The organism is Leifsonia sp. AG29 (assembly GCF_009765225.1).
GTDB lineage: Bacteria > Actinomycetota > Actinomycetes > Actinomycetales > Microbacteriaceae > Leifsonia.
Genome location: NZ_VMSF01000001.1, coordinates 908,256 through 923,026 on the forward strand (window position 1 = coordinate 908,256; position 14,771 = coordinate 923,026).

The following is a 14,771-nucleotide window of genomic DNA, read 5'->3' on the forward strand; positions in this document are numbered from 1 at the left end:
TGGACAACGAGAGCTTCCCGACCGCGCCCACCCGAAGGGCCCGGGCTCTCCTTCCCGAGGACGCATACCCGAATCATGAGTTCTACGCCCACGTTCACCCCTGCCCGAAAACGACAACTCGGCTCCGAGAAGAGCACCCACCCCCTCCCGACGGTCCATCCCGCGCCGTCCGACCGCAAGATCACCTGGAGCAGGGTCGCCATCGTGCTGACCGTGCTGTTCTGGGCGATCTACGTCGTCACCACGATCATCCGCCAGTTCATCGACAGCGGGAGCCAGAACTTCCGCTTCACGATGGAGGCGATCGGCTACACGGTGGTCGTGACCTTCCTGACGTTCTCCGCGCTGATGTACCTGGTCGCGCGCCAGGGCGCGCTGCAGCGGTTCAAGAAGCACGTGCGGGTTCCCCGCGCCGAGCTGGACCGGCACTTCTCCGAGACGCAGCCCTCCATCACCGTTCTCGTCCCCTCCTACGCGGAGGAGCCCTCGGTCGTGCGGATGACGCTCCTGTCGGCCGCCTTGCAGGAGTTCCCCTCCAAGCGGGTCGTGCTCCTCCTCGACGACAACCCGAACCCGACCGACCCCGCTGTGCTCGAACGGCTGGAGGCGACGCGAGCCCTCGCGGATGACATCCAGCAGGTGCTCTCGGAGCCGCACTTCCGCGTCTCCGACGCGCTCATGCGCTTCGAGCTGAGCGACGACAGCGTGTATGCCACGGTCGAGGCGTCGCGCGAGCTCGCCGACCACTACCGCTGGGCCGCGGACTGGCTCTACGCGCAGGCCGACGCTCACGTGCTGGACGACCACGTCGACGTCTTCTTCGCGGAGCAGGTGCTGCGTGCCCTCGGCGACGACCTGGCGCTGACCGGCGCCGCGGTCGAGGCGGCCGTCGACGAGGGAGCCGCGCTCACCTCCAAGCGGGTCGCCCAGCTGTACCGGCGCCTCGCGTGGACGTTCGACGCCGAGCTGGCCGTCTTCGAGCGCAAGAGGTGGGCGTCGCTCTCGCACGAGGCGAACAAGGCCATGAACCTGAACGCCTACATCGGCCTGATGGGAGGGACGTACCGCGCGGAGGAGACCCCCGACGGTCCGATCCTCACGCCGATCCCGGCCGGGAAGCGCCGCGCGGGCGACATGGAGATCCCGGACAGCGACTTCCTCCTGACGCTCGACGCCGACTCGATCCTGCTCCGCGAGTACTGCCTCCGGCTGACGTACTTCCTGCAGCAGCCCGGCAACCAGCGCGTCGCCGTGACGCAGACGCCGTACTCGTCGTTCCGCGGTGCCGGGACGCGCATCGAGCGTCTCGCCGGTGCGACGACCGACATCCAGCACATCCTGCACCAGGGGAAGAGCTACTACGGCGCGACCTTCTGGGTCGGCGCGAACGCCGTCATCCGCAAGAGGGCGCTGGAGGACATCGTCGAGAGCGAGTTCGTCGGCGGCTTCGAGGTGCGCCGGTACATCCAGGACCGCACCGTGATCGAGGACACCGAGTCGAGCATCGACCTCGGGACCCACGGCTGGACGCTCGTGAACTACCCGGAGCGTCTCAGCTACTCGGCCACGCCTCCCGACTTCGGGTCGCTGATCGTGCAGCGCCGGCGCTGGGCCAACGGAGGGCTGCTGATCCTCCCGAAGCTGTGGCGCCAGGTGAAGGAGCGCCGACGCAGCGGAGAGAACGTCTCGCGCGTCGAGCTGCTCCTCCGCATCAACTACATGGCGTCGATCTGCTGGGCCAGCTTCGGCCTCGTCTTCCTGCTGGCCTACCCGTATGACGGGCGGCTCCTCAGCCCGATGGTGCTGCTCGCCGCGCTGCCGTACTTCATCAGCCAGGCGGCCGACCTGCGCTACTGCGGCTACAAGGCGACCGACATCTTCCGGATCTACGGCTTCAACCTGATCCTCCTGCCGGTGAACCTCGCCGGTGTCCTCAAGTCGATCCAGCAGTCGCTCACGGGCAAGAAGATCCCGTTCGCGCGGACGCCGAAGGTGAAGAACCGCACCGCCTCCCCGCTGCTGTACGTGATCGCGCCGCTCGCGATCGTCGCCTTCTCGCTGTTCACCCTGTGGAGGGACTGGAACGCGCACAACTGGGGCAACGCCGCGTTCGCCGCCTTCAACGCGACGCTCGCGATCTGGGCGATCGTCGCCTACATCGGGATCGGCAACACGATCGTCGACATCTGGCTCGGCATGACGAAGCCGCTGTACGTCGAGAAGGGCGCCAAGCGGACGGAGGAGGCATCGGCCCCCGAGGAGCCGTCGATCGACTGGCGGTCTGTTCTCTACCACGGTCACGCCGGCGGCGAGGTGCCTCACGTGGAGCGGGTCGCGGTCACCGCGCAGGCGGCCGCCGATACGGCGGCCAGCGACGATCCGGTCGACGACGCACCCGACCGGGCCTCCGGTGACCGGAAGCAGGCCGCCTGATGGCGCGCGACAAAGCGGCGGCCGCGACGGATGCCGCGGCGCGGGCTCAAGCGCCAGAGGCCACATCGGGTCGGCGGCTCTCGCCGTGGCGGGTGATCGTCGCGGGTGTCGTCGCCGTGGTCGTCGTCACCGGGGGCGTCGTCGGCTTCCAGTGGTGGAGCGCCAGGGCCGCGGTCGATGCGAAGCCGTGGTTCGCCTCCTATGTGGATGTGACGGCAACGCCGAAGTTCGCATTTGAGAATCTAGGGACCACCGCGACGAAGGACGCAGTGCTCTCGTTCATCGTGTCGTCGCGGTCCGACCCGTGCACGCCGTCTTGGGGTGCCGCTTACACGCTCGATGAGGCTCGGGGATCGCTCGATCTCGACCGCCGCATCGCGCGCCTCCAGCAGCAGGGCGGCAACATCGCCGTGTCGTTCGGCGGCCTCAGCAACTCCGAGCTCGCTGTCGGCTGCACCGACGAGACGAAGCTGAAGGCGGCGTACGCGAAGGTCGTCGACCGGTACAGCATCGGGACCGTCGACCTCGACCTCGAGGGGTCGGCCCTGACGAACTCCGATGCGGTCTCCCGCCGCGCGGCCGCCATCGCAGCCCTGCAGGAGGAGCGCCGGTCGGACGGCGAGCGGCTGGCCGTCTGGCTCACCCTCCCGGTGGCGCCGACCGGCATGACGGAGGACGGCACGAACGCGATCGCCGCGATGCTGAAGGCCAAGGTCGACATCGCCGGCGTGAACGTGATGGTGATGGACTACGGCACGTCGAAGGACCCGCGCCAGTCCATGGCGAAGACCTCGGAGGCGGCGGTGACGGCAGCGCAGCGCCAGCTGGGCGTGCTCTACAACCGGGCCGGGCTGCACCAGAGCGACCCGAGCCTGTGGGCGAAGATGGGCGCGACGCCGATGATCGGGCAGAACGACACCGCCGACGAGGTGTTCACGCTCGCGGACGCGACGCAGTTCAACGCCTGGGCCATCAGCAGCGGCCTCGGCCGGATGTCGATGTGGTCGGCGAACCGCGACAAGACCTGCGGGACGAACTACGTGGACACGACGGTCGTCTCGGATGCGTGCAGCGGCGTGAACCAGGGGAAGAAGACGTTCGCGTCCCTCCTGTCGAAGGGCTTCGACGGGCGGATCGCCCTGGGGGAGGCGGCGGTGACGACCGCCGAGCCCACGTCGAGCGCTCAGACGGACGACCCGGCGCACTCGCCCTATCCCGTCTGGGCGGCGGCGAATTCGTACCTGAAGGGGACCAAGGTCACCTGGCACCACAACGTCTACCAGGCGAAATGGTGGACGAAGGGCGACGTGCCCGACAACCCGGTGCTGAACTCGTGGGAGACGCCGTGGGAGCTGGTCGGCCCGGTGCTGCCCGGCGAGACGCCGATCCCGCAGCCGACCCTCCCGGCGGGGACATACCCCAACTGGAGCGGGACGACCGCTTATGACAAGGGGCAGCGTGTGCTGTTCGACGGGGTGCCGTTCGAGGCGAAGTGGTGGAGCCAGGGCGACAGCCCGGAGGCGGCCAGCGCGAACCCCGACTCGTCGCCCTGGGCGCCCCTGAGTCAGGACGAGATCGACAAGCTCATCGGCGGTTCGTCGACGAGCGCTCCGTCCAAATAGGAGGCTCGGCGGCGGGGTGCCTGCTCACGAGCGCACCCCGTCGCCGACCGGTCGGCCTGAGCCCGCTGCGGGGTGGGCGGGTCGACCTCGCGCGGCGCTCATCGCGAGGTGCCGCGCACGCCGGGCAGGCCCCTCGGTGCCCGCTCCGGCTTCGGCGGGAGGCGCGCGATTCGGGTTTCGCGCTCCTCCCGTCGCTGTCACCGTCGGCTCGGCGCGCGCCCGCCGCGCGTGTACTTTCGCCCTCCGACGACACGGTAGGATGGTCGAGTTGCCTTGCTTGGTGCCGAGAGCCTGGGCGGGGCAGCAACGGGCTGTGGCGCAGTTTGGTAGCGCACTTGACTGGGGGTCAAGGGGTCGCAGGTTCAAATCCTGTCAGCCCGACGTTCAGAAATGAGGAAGGGCCTCGCCGGGTCGCTCTGCGACCAGGCGAGGCCCTTCCTCATTTCTTCACTCGCTGCTCACTATCGGGGTCCCCAAAGCCGGGGCCCCAGGCGTCGCGATCAGCAGGCGCGCCAGCGCCCGCGTGTCGCGACGTCTGGGGAAGCGATGGGGCGCAGCCCGACAACGCACCGTCGGCGAGGCCTGTTCGCCGCGAGCCGAGCGGGAGCTGCGGGTCGCGACTCCCTCTTGTCGCGCCAGTCAGTCCGGCGCAATACTGACGACCAACGCGAGGGGGTGCGGTGATGCCTGAGGACTGGCACGTCGGTACTGAGGTGGTCGTCAAGATCATCGAAGGCAGCACGTCTGCGCTCACCCCGGAGAATGAGATTCTCCTCGTTCCCCAAAACGGCGCATTCCGTGTCGGGCGACTCAATGAGTACGCCATCGTCACGATCGAGCCTGGCGACGCAGCTCACGTCGAGGCCTTCTCTCCTGAAAACATGCTGCGCGGAAGAATCAGTACCAGCACCGAAGACACGTTGGGGATCACCCTGCTTTCGGACGGGGACGTGACCGGGGTGGACGGCGTCCTGTGAAGGTTCGGGGACTCTGGGTGCAGTTCGGCTCGCGTATTGGTGATCGAGCCCAGCCGCCCGTCCCCCCGTCCCCACCCGCGGCGTCGCAGACACCAGCGCCCATATCCGGACGCATCTTCCGCATTGTCGACGATCAACTCGCGGAGGAGCGGGGAACGAAGGCGAGCCTGGAGGCGGGCCTCGGACGTGATCAAAACGTCCGGCACTCTCACCACACTGTTCCTCGCGATCGGCGCGATCACGGGGGGCGCGCGCGTTCACCTCGAGTGGTGGGCTGTGGCAGCCTTCACCGCAGCGGTCCTCGTCTTCGTCGTCAGCGCGTGCGTCGCGATCTCCGTTGCCAGCCCGCGGGCCTATGAGGAACTGAAGATCGAGGACCTCCGCGGCATCATGAGCCCGGAAATCTTCGCAGAGCCGGAATTCGAAGCCGGGCCCAAGCTGACCAAGCCGTACCTTGACATGATCCAAGCAGCGCGAGCCGCGAACCGGAAGAAGGCGAACCGCCTCCTGGTCGCCATCGGGTTCGAAGTGGCGGGCGTTGTTCTAGCGGCGGCCGCAGCGGTCAGCACACTGATCAGCTCCGCTACCGCGCACTAGCTACGCTCCCCGAACCGGCCGCGTGGCGTGGCGGTCAGGGGAGGTGGCGTCCGACAAAAGCGAGTTGCGCCGGCGCGACGCGCCTCCAGAAGTCGTTGTTGTGGCCTCCGGGCTCGAAACCGCCCGCGGGGCGCGGGCGCAGACCGGCGACATAATCCTGCACGTTCGGGTAGAAGCCGTCGCCGGTTCCGCAGTCGATCCGCACCGGGACGCGGGCGAGTGCGGCCTCGCGGCCGAAGACCGTGTTCGCCGCGAAGTCGGCCGAGTCGTCGAAAGCGGTGTGCGCGGCCTCCTGCACGGTGTGCCAGATCGCGGGACTCTCCGCCACGACCGACGCCACGCGCGCTGTACCGAGCAGCCCGGCCAGATGGAGGGCGCCGTAGCCTCCCATCGACCAGCCGAAAAGGGACACTCTCGACACGTCGAGTCCCGAGCGTGCGAGCAGCGGAAGGAACTCCTCGGTGACCATCGCGCCCGCATCCTCACCGCTCGCGCGGCGATGCCAGTAGGTGTTACCGCCGTCGACGGACGCGATTGCGAACGGCTTGACCCCGGTGGCGATGGCCTGGGCCAGGAACCGGTCGAGGCCAAGACCCGAGCCGAAAGCCGACGAGTGATCGCCGCCGTACCCGTGGAGGGCGACGAGGACGGGCAAAGCGTCGCCCGGCTTCGAACCGGGCGGAAAGCTGACGGTCCAGCGGCACGTCGCCCCTAGGCGAGCGGCCGACACGAACGACCCGTCGAGGGCCGGCCCTGGGGCGATCGAGGGGATCCGTCCCGGTGCGCCGTCAAGGCCCAAGATCTCGTGCAGCGTCGAGCGCCCGGGGAGGAGTCGCTCCTCTACCGCGAGAGCAGTCCCGGCGCCCAGGACACCCAGGGCGGCGACGCCGATCCCCGCGCCGATCAGGGTTCGGCGCGCCAGCCTCATGGTGCCACTCTATTCGTGCTCGTCAGACTTCGACCCGGTGCCTCACAGTGAGCGGAACCAGGCGTCCGAAGGGGCAGCCGTGACGGTTTCACGCGTGGCTCCCGACCGCGACGATGATCCCGATCGCCAGGCCCACCCAGAACGGGGCGAACGTGAAGAGGATGCCGAGCACCAGACCGGCCGTGGCGACGCCGCCGCTGCCGCGCGAGCGCATCTTTCCCAGACCGATCGATGAGAAGACGATCCCGGAGATCGCGAGACCGGGCGCGAGGATGAGCCCTGCCTTGGCGCTGTAGACCGCCCAGTCCGACTGCGGGATGTGCAGAGCAATGTCGAGAACGATGACGGTGAGGATGCTCACGATCACGGCGAGGATGGACAAGCCTCGCCCGAGGAACGCGTGCCGATTGCGGGGCGCAGACGCGGGTGCGTATGCAGCCGCCTCCACTGCGGCGCGCCGCGACTCGAAGGGCACGTACGGGGCGGGCGTCGGATCTTCGGCGGCCGGCGCCGGAGGCGACGGGACCGGAGGCGACGGGACCGGTGGGGGAGCGACCTGCGGGCGCGGAAGTTCTCGCGTGTGTTCCGTCCAGCCCGCGCCGGACCACCACCGGGCGATCGGGGCTCCCGTCGGGTCCGCGTACCAGCCCGCGGCGGGCGCGCCCGCGCCGACCTGGTCACTCATGCCCGACGCCCCCAATCCGACCGCCCCGCTGTGCGCGTGCGAAGTCAGTCGGTCACACGTTACTGATGTCGGGTGGCATCATCTGACCCCAGTTGGGGAGGCTGGGCACCAGAACTCACGTCGAACCGGCGCCGCCGTCGCCGGTTCCGCCGCTCGATGGCCGCGCCTCCTCGGTTCGGTCAACCTCCGCTCGGCGCCGGGGAAGTCCCCGCACAGCGACCTCGTCGACGGCGCCGCCCGGCTCCGGCCCGCGGGCCGCCTCCGCTCGGCCGTAGCGCGCTGCGAGGGGCTCCGCGCTGAAACCGTGCGCGATGACGCTGAGGAAGACGGTCGCCGCGATGACGGTCACGACGAGTGCCGCGTCGGATTCGCCGAGCTCTTCGATGGCGAGCAGGGCGAACACGAGTGATGCCAGGCCCCTCGGCCCGAACCAGCCGACGAACAGCACGGTCTTGCGGTCGAGCCCGGCGCCGATCAGCGCGATCGCGACCGGAAGCATCCGGACGATGGTGAGGCTGAGGATCGCATACAGCACGAGGAGGGGGCTCAGATGCTCGAGGAGGAGCGGAACGGAGATCGCGCCGAACGCCAGCCAAACCAGGAGGGAGACCAGTCCGCTCGCCTGTTCGAGGAACACGAGCTCGGCCTGGCGGCGGCGCCCCGCCGTCGCGCCGAAGGCAAGGCCGCCGCAGAACGCGGCGACGAATCCGTTGCCGCCGACCAGCACTGCCAGAAAGTAGGCGACGAGGGCGAGCGCCAGAACGGCGACCCCGGCGAAGTCTTCGGCGAGCCAGCCCTTCCGGCGCGTCAGGCGCAGGAGGTACCCGCCCGCCGCCCCGATGATGACGCCGACGAGCACGCCGATCGCCAGCTGGATGAGCGCCACGCCGATGCCGGAGGCGCCTTTCGACCCTTCGACAGCGGCCGCTCCGGCGATCGCGAACATGACGACGGGAGTCGCGATGCCGTCGTTGAGGCCGCTCTCGACGGTGATGAGCCGTCTGATCCTCGAGGGCACGGCAGGGCTCGTCACCACGGGCAGTCCGAGCGCCGAGTCCGTGGGTGCGACCGCGGCCGCGATGAGGAGCGCCAGCCAGCCGTCGAGCTCGGGGAAGAGCACCTTGGCCAAGGCCCAGCCCGCCAGAATGGTGAGCGGCAGGCCGATGCCGAGCAGCCGAGAGTACCGACCGATATCCGCGCGCAGGTCTTGCACCCGAATTCGCGCCGCGTCGGTGAAGAGCACCCAGACCAGAGTGACCTCGACCAGCGGTTTCAGAGTCTCGGGTGCGGCGGCGACATCGACCAGTCCGAGGCTGACCAGCCCGACGCCGAGCAGGATGAAGACGATCGGGGCGGCGATGTCCGCCCTTTGGAACCGCGCCGCCACCAGCGCCCAGACGAAGACGGCCGCCAGCACCAGAAGCAACACCAAAGTATCCATGACGGACCCCCACTGTGCGGCTGCCGCGAACGTCCGCGATCATCCCGCGACCGCGCTCAGCCTCCTCGCCCGTGATCCGGACGCGGAGGGCCGTTGGTCCTGTCCGCTTGCCCCTCAGGCTGCTGAGACGACCCGGACGAACCATTCGAGTCCGGCGAAGTCGGCCACGTCATGGGTGACGATCGCGACGACAAATGCCTACACTTCCGGCACCCCTCGATCGGATGGTCGCGGGGCTTAAGCCCGTGGTCGCCCATGGGTCGCGAAGCTACTCTCCGAGAACGCCTCCCGAACATCGGCGGCGATCTGCGTATGCGGCCCCGGCGCGGGCGAGTGAGAAGGCGAGGGAGGCGGCGCTCATGGCTTCACCATCGCGAAGCGTTCCCTTCTTCCTGCGTTGGACCCTCATCGTCACCGCCGGGGAGACGCTCGGCTTCGCCGTTGCGGCTGTGGTTGCTGTCAGCGCGACCGCCGCAGGTTTATCGGACGCGGCGCGATACCCGATCGTGGTGGCCGCCGGAGCTGTCGAAGGCGCGTTGCTCGGCACCGCGCAATATATAGGTATGCGGCAGCACAGGCCGCGTGCCGGCGCATGGATCGGAGCCACGAGCGCGGCCGCGGCTCTGGCGTGGGCGGTCGGGATGCTGGCGAGCCTGCTGCCGGTACTTCCGCCTCCACCGATGATGATCGTCGGTGCGGCCGTCGGCGGTCTGATCATCATCGCCTCGATCCCGTTGACGCAATGGCTGGTTCTGCGACGGCGGGGCACATTCCGCTGGGTGCCGGTCAACATGGGGGCGTGGGCGGTCGCCGTGCTGTGGACGGTCGTTCCGTCGCCGATCGTGGACGAGTCGACCCCGGTGGCCGTTCTCGTCCTCGTCAACGCGATCGCGGGCGTGCTCATGGCGTCGACGGTGGCGCTGCTCACAGCGCACACAGCGAATCGACTGTTCGGGACGCCGCGGCCGGCGACGACGGCGTCGCGTGCAGCCTCCCGTTCATCGACTCCATGACGGTGATGCTGCCGAACACCAGCAGGACGACCGCCACGACGACGAGCAGGGTGATGACGATGATGAGGTTGCGGCGGGCCGCGGGGTCGTGCGGAGGCTCGCGGTCGGTCTTCTCGGTGCTCAAAATTCTCTCCGGTGTACTCGTCGGTACACGGTAACTGCGGAGGCTGACCGAATCCCGTACAAATCGGTCGTTTTCCAGAACGTCGGGACGCGTCATTGACGCGTCCCGAGCATCCGCCCCCGTCGAAACGATCCCAGCCTGACGAAGAGGGGCAGAATTCACTGGTATTCTCAGATTCGCGAATCCCGGTTGACCTGACGCCGAAGTCATGGTTTGCGAGGTGGGTATCGCGATCGACAGGCTTACCGCGGTATCTCACAGGGGGAACAGTGAAGCGACACAGCAAGAACGGGAGCCCCGTTGGAGCTGCGTGACTACCTGCGGGTGTTCCGTAAGAACTGGATCTTGATCGCTGTCTGCGCCCTCGTCGGCATCGCGATCGCCTCGATCTATTCGCTTGCCGTCACCCCGAAATACCAGGCGACGACCGAGCTCTATGTCTCGGTTCGCGCCGCGGACAATGCTGCCACGACGGACCTCGTCCAGGGCGCCGCTTTCGCGCGCCAAGCCGTCTCGAGCTACGTGAGCGTTGCGACGAGCGCGAGTGTTCTCGATCGCGTCGCGAGCGACCTGGATCTCAAGTCGCCCGGCTCGTCCCTTGCTGGCAGCGTGACCGCCGTCGCGCCGCCCAACACGGTGCTCATCAACATCACCGTCACCGGCGCGGACCCGAAGCTCACCGCCGACATCGCGAACTCGGTCGCCAAGAACACGTCGTACGTCGTGACCAACCAGCTCGAGAACACTCAGAGCGGCAAGAGCCTCGTCAGGATTCAGACGATCCAGCCGGCGATGACGCCGACGAAGCCCACGAGCCCGAACGTCATGGTGAACCTGCTGCTGGGCCTCTTCATCGGCCTGGGCCTGGGGCTCGTCATCGCGCTGCTCCGGAGCATCCTCGACACGCGTATCCGCAACGCCGGCGACATCGACCAGATCACCGACCGCCCGATCCTCGGCGCGATCAAGTTCGATCCTGCTGCCGACAAGCGTCCGGTGATTGTTAACACCGGAGCGCGCGACCCGCAAGCAGAATCGTTCCGCAGCGTCCGCACGAACCTCCAACTCGTGAACGCGGACAGCGGTCCGCACAGCTTCGTCATAACAAGCTCCGGGCACGGCGAGGGAAAGAGCACGACTGCCGCGAACCTCGCGATCACCCTCGCCGAGACGGGCGCGCGCGTTGCGCTGATCGACGGCGATCTACGCCGCCCGAAGCTGGCGGAGTACCTGGGCATCGAGGGCGCGATCGGTCTCAGCGACGTGCTCATCGGACGCGCTCAGCTCACGGACGTGCTTCAGAAGTGGGGGCGGGGTCAGCTCTACGTCCTCCCTGCCGGGCGTATCCCCACGGACCCCAGCGAACTGCTGGGGTCGGCCGCGATGGCCTCGCTGCTCGCCGATCTGATGGGTGAGTTCGACTACGTGATCGTGGACACGCCGCCGCTGCTCGTGGTCACTGACGCCGCCGTGCTCAGCAAGCTCACGGGCGCGGCGATCATCGCCGCTGCGTGGGGCCGCACCAAGAAGAACGAGCTGAGCGACGCCGTCCGCTCGCTCGAGCAGATCGGGACCCGTCTCGTCGGCGTGGTGGTGACGATGATCCCGGTGAAGGGACCCGACTCCTACGGATACGGCGTCTTCGGCGATGGCGTCCAGAGCGAGATCGTCGGCGACGAGTCGGTCGAGCAGCAGCAGCGCGTCCGGCGGGCGGCGGAAGCATGACGCTCCGGATCCTGAGGGTCTGCGCCGGCAACGTCTGCCGGTCACCTCTCGCCGAGCAGCTGATCCGGCAGGTCGCCTAGCGATGGCTCGCTCGGTAAGGAAGATCAAGACGGACCCGACGGGGGCCTCTGGCCGCAGACGTCTTGCGATCGTGGGCCCGTTCGCCTTGGCGGATGTCGTCTTCCTCCCTTGGGACGGAGGCAAGACGTGGCGGTGAGGAACGGCATCTTCAGCGAGCGCGTGCGGCAGGAGACCGCTCGCCGCGGGGAGACGCTTCTGCAGCGCTTCGGCTCGCAGTACGCGCTGGACGCGCTGGCGTGGCTCGTCGCTCTCCTTCTCGCGGCGCTGCTCGCGTACGACTTCGTAACGACGCACATTCCGTTCCCGGTCGTCCTCTTCGTCGCGGTCGTCACCATGTTCGCGCAGCTCGTGATCGGAGGCGCGCTCTCGCTCTATCGCGGCAGGTACAGCTACGGGAGCTTCGAAGAGGTGAAGGCTCTCCTCGTCTCAGTGGTCTCGGTAGCAGTCGTGGTCGGGGGGCCGGTCATCTTCTTCGGCAACCACGTCAAGCTCGCCCGCAGCACAATGGCAATGGCCCTCCCGATCGCATTCGTCCTGATGGGCGGCGCGCGATACGTCACGCGCTTGTACGTGGAGGCCAAGCTGCGCCCCGGCGATGATGCCGAGCCCACTCTGATCTTCGGCGCCGGGTACGTCGGCAGCGATCTCGTCAAGCGGATGATGACCGACCGTCACTCGCCGTACCTCCCGATCGGCTTGATCGACGACGACCCTCGAGCGGCGCACCGCCAGATCCGTGGCGTGCGGGTCCTCGGGCGGCTGACCGACGTCCCGGCGGTCGCCGCGACCACCGGGGCCCGGGTGATCATCGTTGCGATCGCTCGCGTCGACGCCGCCCTGCTCCGGGAGGTTCAGAGCATTGCGGAGCTGGCGGATCTGCAGGTCAAGGTGCTGCCGTCTCTGGAGGAGGTCCTGGCGGGCCACACTCGGCTCTCCGACGTCCGCGACATCAGCATCGAGGACCTCATCGGCCGGCAGCCTGTCGACACCGACGTGGAGGCGATCGCCAGCTACCTGTCCGGCCGCCGCGTGCTCGTGACCGGTGCCGGCGGTTCGATCGGCTCGGAGCTCTGCCGCCAGATCATGCGGTACGAGCCGTCCGAGCTCATCATGCTCGACCGCGACGAGACCAACCTGCAGTCGGCCCAGCTGGCGATCGACGGCCACGGATTGCTCGACACCCGCGACGTGGTGCTGGCCGACATCCGCGACCGCGACGTGCTCTTCGATATCTTCCGAGACCGCCGGCCCCAGGTCGTCTTCCACGCGGCCGCGCTCAAGCACCTCCCGATGCTGGAGCAGTATCCGGACGAGGCGTGGAAGACAAACGTGCTCGGCACCCAGAACGTGCTCGATGCCGCTGCCGCGGTGAACGTGTCGACGTTCGTCAACATCTCGACCGACAAGGCCGCCAACCCGACGAGCGTGCTCGGTCACTCCAAGCGCATGGCCGAGAAGCTCACGGCGGGCGCGGCGCATCAGACTTCGGCCCGGTACCTCTCCGTCCGGTTCGGTAACGTGATCGGCAGCCGCGGGTCGATGCTGCCGACGTTCCAGGCACTGATCGACGCCGGCGGCCCGGTTACCGTGACGCACCCGGAGGTGACCCGCTATTTCATGACCATCCCCGAGGCGTGCCAGCTGGTCGTGCAGGCCGGCGGCATCGGCGAGCCCGGTGAGGTGCTGATCCTCGACATGGGCGACCCGGTCTCGATCCTCGACATCGCGAACCGCATGATCGCTCACAGCGGCAAGGACATCGAGATCCGGTTCACCGGCCTCCGTCCGGGCGAGAAGCTGCACGAGGAGCTCGTGGGCCGCGGTGAGACGGACTCGCGCCCGCGTCACCCGCAGATCTCGCACACCCGCATCGAGCCGCTCGCCGGTCACCAGCTCGACTACCACCGCTGGATGCACCGCCTGCGGACCAACGGCGCCGATACGGCGATCATCGAGCCGATCCGTCAGGAGCAACGTCGATGAGCGACCGGATCCTCATGTCGTCACCCGACGTGGGCGAGGTGGAGGAGCGCTACCTGCTGGAGGCGTTCCGTTCCGGCTGGATCGCACCTCTCGGGCCCGACGTCGATGCCTTCGAGCGCGAGATCGCGGCCCGGGTCGGCGTCGCGCACGCAGCTGCTCTCGCGTCGGGCACGGCGGCCCTCCACCTCGGCTTGCTGACGCTCGGGGTGCGGCCGGGGGATGTCGTCATCACCTCGACGCTGACCTTCGCCGCGACGGCTAACGCGATCGCCTACACCGGCGCGCGACCGCATTTCATCGACTCCGAGTACGCCTCGGGCAATATGGACCCTGCCCTGCTCCAGCGGGCGCTGACGGAGTTGCGCGAGGCCGGCAAGCGCGTCGCGGCGATCGTACCGGTCGATCTGCTGGGCAAGGCGGCGGATTACGCTCGGATCCTTCCCATCGCGGAGGACTTCGGTGTGCCGGTGCTGGCAGACGCCGCCGAGTCGCTCGGCGCTTCCCATCACGGCCGTCCGGCGGGCTCGTTCGGGGCAGCGTCGGCGATCTCGTTCAACGGCAACAAGATCATGACGACATCGGGCGGGGGAATGCTGCTCACCGACGATGCCGAACTCGCAGCCCGCGTGCGATACCTCTCGACGCAGGCGCGCCAGCCGGCCGTCCACTACGAGCACACCGAGATCGGCTACAACTACCGGCTCAGCAACCTGCTTGCCGCTCTGGGCCGCGCGCAGCTGACGCGCCTCGACGAGATGATGGCCCGCCGCCGAGCCGTCCGCGATGCCTACCGCGAGCTTCTCGTGGGCGTTGAAGGCGTCGAGATCTTCGGAGGCGCGGAAGACGCCGAGGACAACTGCTGGCTCACCTCCGTCATCGTGGATCCCGACGCGGCAGGATGGACTGCTCATGATCTGCGCGCCGCGCTCGATGCCGCCAACATCGAGAGCCGCCCGCTGTGGAAGCCGATGCACCTCCAGGCCGCATTCGCAGACGCGTCGGCGACGCTGAACGGCACCGCGGAGCGGCTCTTCGAGACCGGGCTCACCCTGCCGAGCGGGTCGGCTCTGACCGACGAGCAGATCGGCCGGACGGTCGAAGCGCTCACCGGATTCATGGCGTCGCATGTGTGAAAGGCCTGGCGCTCCGACTCGAGACGAGG

At 68.4% G+C, this 14,771-nt stretch carries 12 protein-coding genes and 1 tRNA gene; 9 read left to right on the plus strand and 4 right to left on the minus strand.

The window, feature by feature from the left end; genetic code table 11:
• Positions 1-75 precede the first annotated feature (75 nt).
• The 5 genes from FPT20_RS17815 to FPT20_RS04430 all read left to right on the plus strand — a co-directional run bounded on the left by FPT20_RS17815 (position 76) and on the right by FPT20_RS04430 (position 5,629).
• Positions 76-2,433 (plus strand): glycosyltransferase family 2 protein, encoded by a 2,358-nt coding sequence (locus FPT20_RS17815; protein WP_233265380.1) that lies wholly within the window; start codon positions 76-78, stop codon positions 2,431-2,433.
• Positions 2,433-4,055: a chitinase gene (locus FPT20_RS17945; RefSeq protein ID WP_233265381.1), complete on the plus strand. Its 1,623-nt coding sequence runs from the start codon at positions 2,433-2,435 to the stop codon at positions 4,053-4,055. Before FPT20_RS17815 ends, FPT20_RS17945 begins: the two co-directional genes overlap by 1 nt.
• Before the next feature lie 307 nt (positions 4,056-4,362).
• Positions 4,363-4,436 (plus strand) — tRNA-Pro (locus FPT20_RS04420).
• 302 nt (positions 4,437-4,738) lie between these two features.
• Positions 4,739-5,032, plus strand: coding sequence for a hypothetical protein (locus tag FPT20_RS04425; RefSeq protein ID WP_158862967.1), 294 nt, complete (start codon positions 4,739-4,741; stop codon positions 5,030-5,032).
• 276 nt (positions 5,033-5,308) lie between these two features.
• The gene (locus FPT20_RS04430) at positions 5,309-5,629 is read left to right on the plus strand and encodes a hypothetical protein (RefSeq protein ID WP_158862969.1); all 321 of its coding nucleotides are present in this window, start codon (positions 5,309-5,311) and stop codon (positions 5,627-5,629) included.
• 34 nt (positions 5,630-5,663) lie between these two features.
• Here FPT20_RS04430 and FPT20_RS04435 read toward each other — a convergent pair whose 3' ends face one another.
• The 3 genes from FPT20_RS04435 to FPT20_RS04445 form a co-directional block, all read right to left on the minus strand.
• Positions 5,664-6,557: an alpha/beta hydrolase gene (locus tag FPT20_RS04435; protein WP_158862971.1), complete on the minus strand. Its 894-nt coding sequence runs from the start codon at positions 6,555-6,557 to the stop codon at positions 5,664-5,666.
• 88 nt (positions 6,558-6,645) lie between these two features.
• Positions 6,646-7,242 (minus strand): DUF2510 domain-containing protein, encoded by a 597-nt coding sequence (locus FPT20_RS04440; protein WP_158862973.1) that lies wholly within the window; start codon positions 7,240-7,242, stop codon positions 6,646-6,648.
• A 115-nt stretch (positions 7,243-7,357) separates the two neighbouring features.
• Entirely contained in the window at positions 7,358-8,683 is a 1,326-nt protein-coding gene (locus FPT20_RS04445; RefSeq protein ID WP_158862975.1) for a cation:proton antiporter, read from the minus strand.
• Between the two features lie 359 nt (positions 8,684-9,042).
• Here FPT20_RS04445 and FPT20_RS04450 point away from each other — a divergent pair, with 359 nt between their 5' ends.
• On the plus strand, positions 9,043-9,696 hold the full coding sequence (locus FPT20_RS04450) for a hypothetical protein (protein ID WP_158862977.1): 654 nt from the start codon (positions 9,043-9,045) through the stop codon (positions 9,694-9,696).
• On the opposite strand, the gene FPT20_RS04455 is transcribed toward FPT20_RS04450, so the two are convergent.
• Positions 9,608-9,820 (minus strand): hypothetical protein, encoded by a 213-nt coding sequence (locus tag FPT20_RS04455; RefSeq protein ID WP_158862979.1) that lies wholly within the window; start codon positions 9,818-9,820, stop codon positions 9,608-9,610. The two genes, FPT20_RS04450 and FPT20_RS04455, sit on opposite strands and share 89 nt — an antisense overlap.
• Before the next feature lie 300 nt (positions 9,821-10,120).
• Here FPT20_RS04455 and FPT20_RS04460 point away from each other — a divergent pair, with 300 nt between their 5' ends.
• From FPT20_RS04460 to FPT20_RS04470, 3 genes are all read left to right on the plus strand, one after another.
• The gene (locus FPT20_RS04460; RefSeq protein WP_158862981.1) at positions 10,121-11,545 is read left to right on the plus strand and encodes a polysaccharide biosynthesis tyrosine autokinase; all 1,425 of its coding nucleotides are present in this window, start codon (positions 10,121-10,123) and stop codon (positions 11,543-11,545) included.
• A gap of 207 nt (positions 11,546-11,752) precedes the next feature.
• Positions 11,753-13,609: a polysaccharide biosynthesis protein gene (locus tag FPT20_RS04465; protein WP_233265383.1), complete on the plus strand. Its 1,857-nt coding sequence runs from the start codon at positions 11,753-11,755 to the stop codon at positions 13,607-13,609.
• Positions 13,606-14,742, plus strand: a complete 1,137-nt coding sequence (locus tag FPT20_RS04470) for a DegT/DnrJ/EryC1/StrS family aminotransferase (RefSeq protein WP_158862983.1) — start codon at positions 13,606-13,608, stop codon at positions 14,740-14,742. Before FPT20_RS04465 ends, FPT20_RS04470 begins: the two co-directional genes overlap by 4 nt.
• Positions 14,743-14,771 lie beyond the last annotated feature (29 nt).

What these genes read in the sequence shown, in the direction of transcription:
- FPT20_RS17815 (WP_233265380.1), top strand. Translation starts at nt 76, where the DNA reads ATGAGTTCTACGCCCACGTTCACCCCTGCCCGAAAACGACAACTCGGC.
- FPT20_RS17945 (WP_233265381.1), top strand. Translation starts at nt 2,433, where the DNA reads ATGGCGCGCGACAAAGCGGCGGCCGCGACGGATGCCGCGGCGCGGGCT.
- FPT20_RS04425 (WP_158862967.1), top strand. Translation starts at nt 4,739, where the DNA reads ATGCCTGAGGACTGGCACGTCGGTACTGAGGTGGTCGTCAAGATCATC.
- FPT20_RS04435 (WP_158862971.1), bottom strand. Translation starts at nt 6,557, where the DNA reads ATGAGGCTGGCGCGCCGAACCCTGATCGGCGCGGGGATCGGCGTCGCC.
- FPT20_RS04440 (WP_158862973.1), bottom strand. Translation starts at nt 7,242, where the DNA reads ATGAGTGACCAGGTCGGCGCGGGCGCGCCCGCCGCGGGCTGGTACGCG.
- FPT20_RS04445 (WP_158862975.1), bottom strand. Translation starts at nt 8,683, where the DNA reads ATGGATACTTTGGTGTTGCTTCTGGTGCTGGCGGCCGTCTTCGTCTGG.
- FPT20_RS04450 (WP_158862977.1), top strand. Translation starts at nt 9,043, where the DNA reads ATGGCTTCACCATCGCGAAGCGTTCCCTTCTTCCTGCGTTGGACCCTC.
- FPT20_RS04470 (WP_158862983.1), top strand. Translation starts at nt 13,606, where the DNA reads ATGAGCGACCGGATCCTCATGTCGTCACCCGACGTGGGCGAGGTGGAG.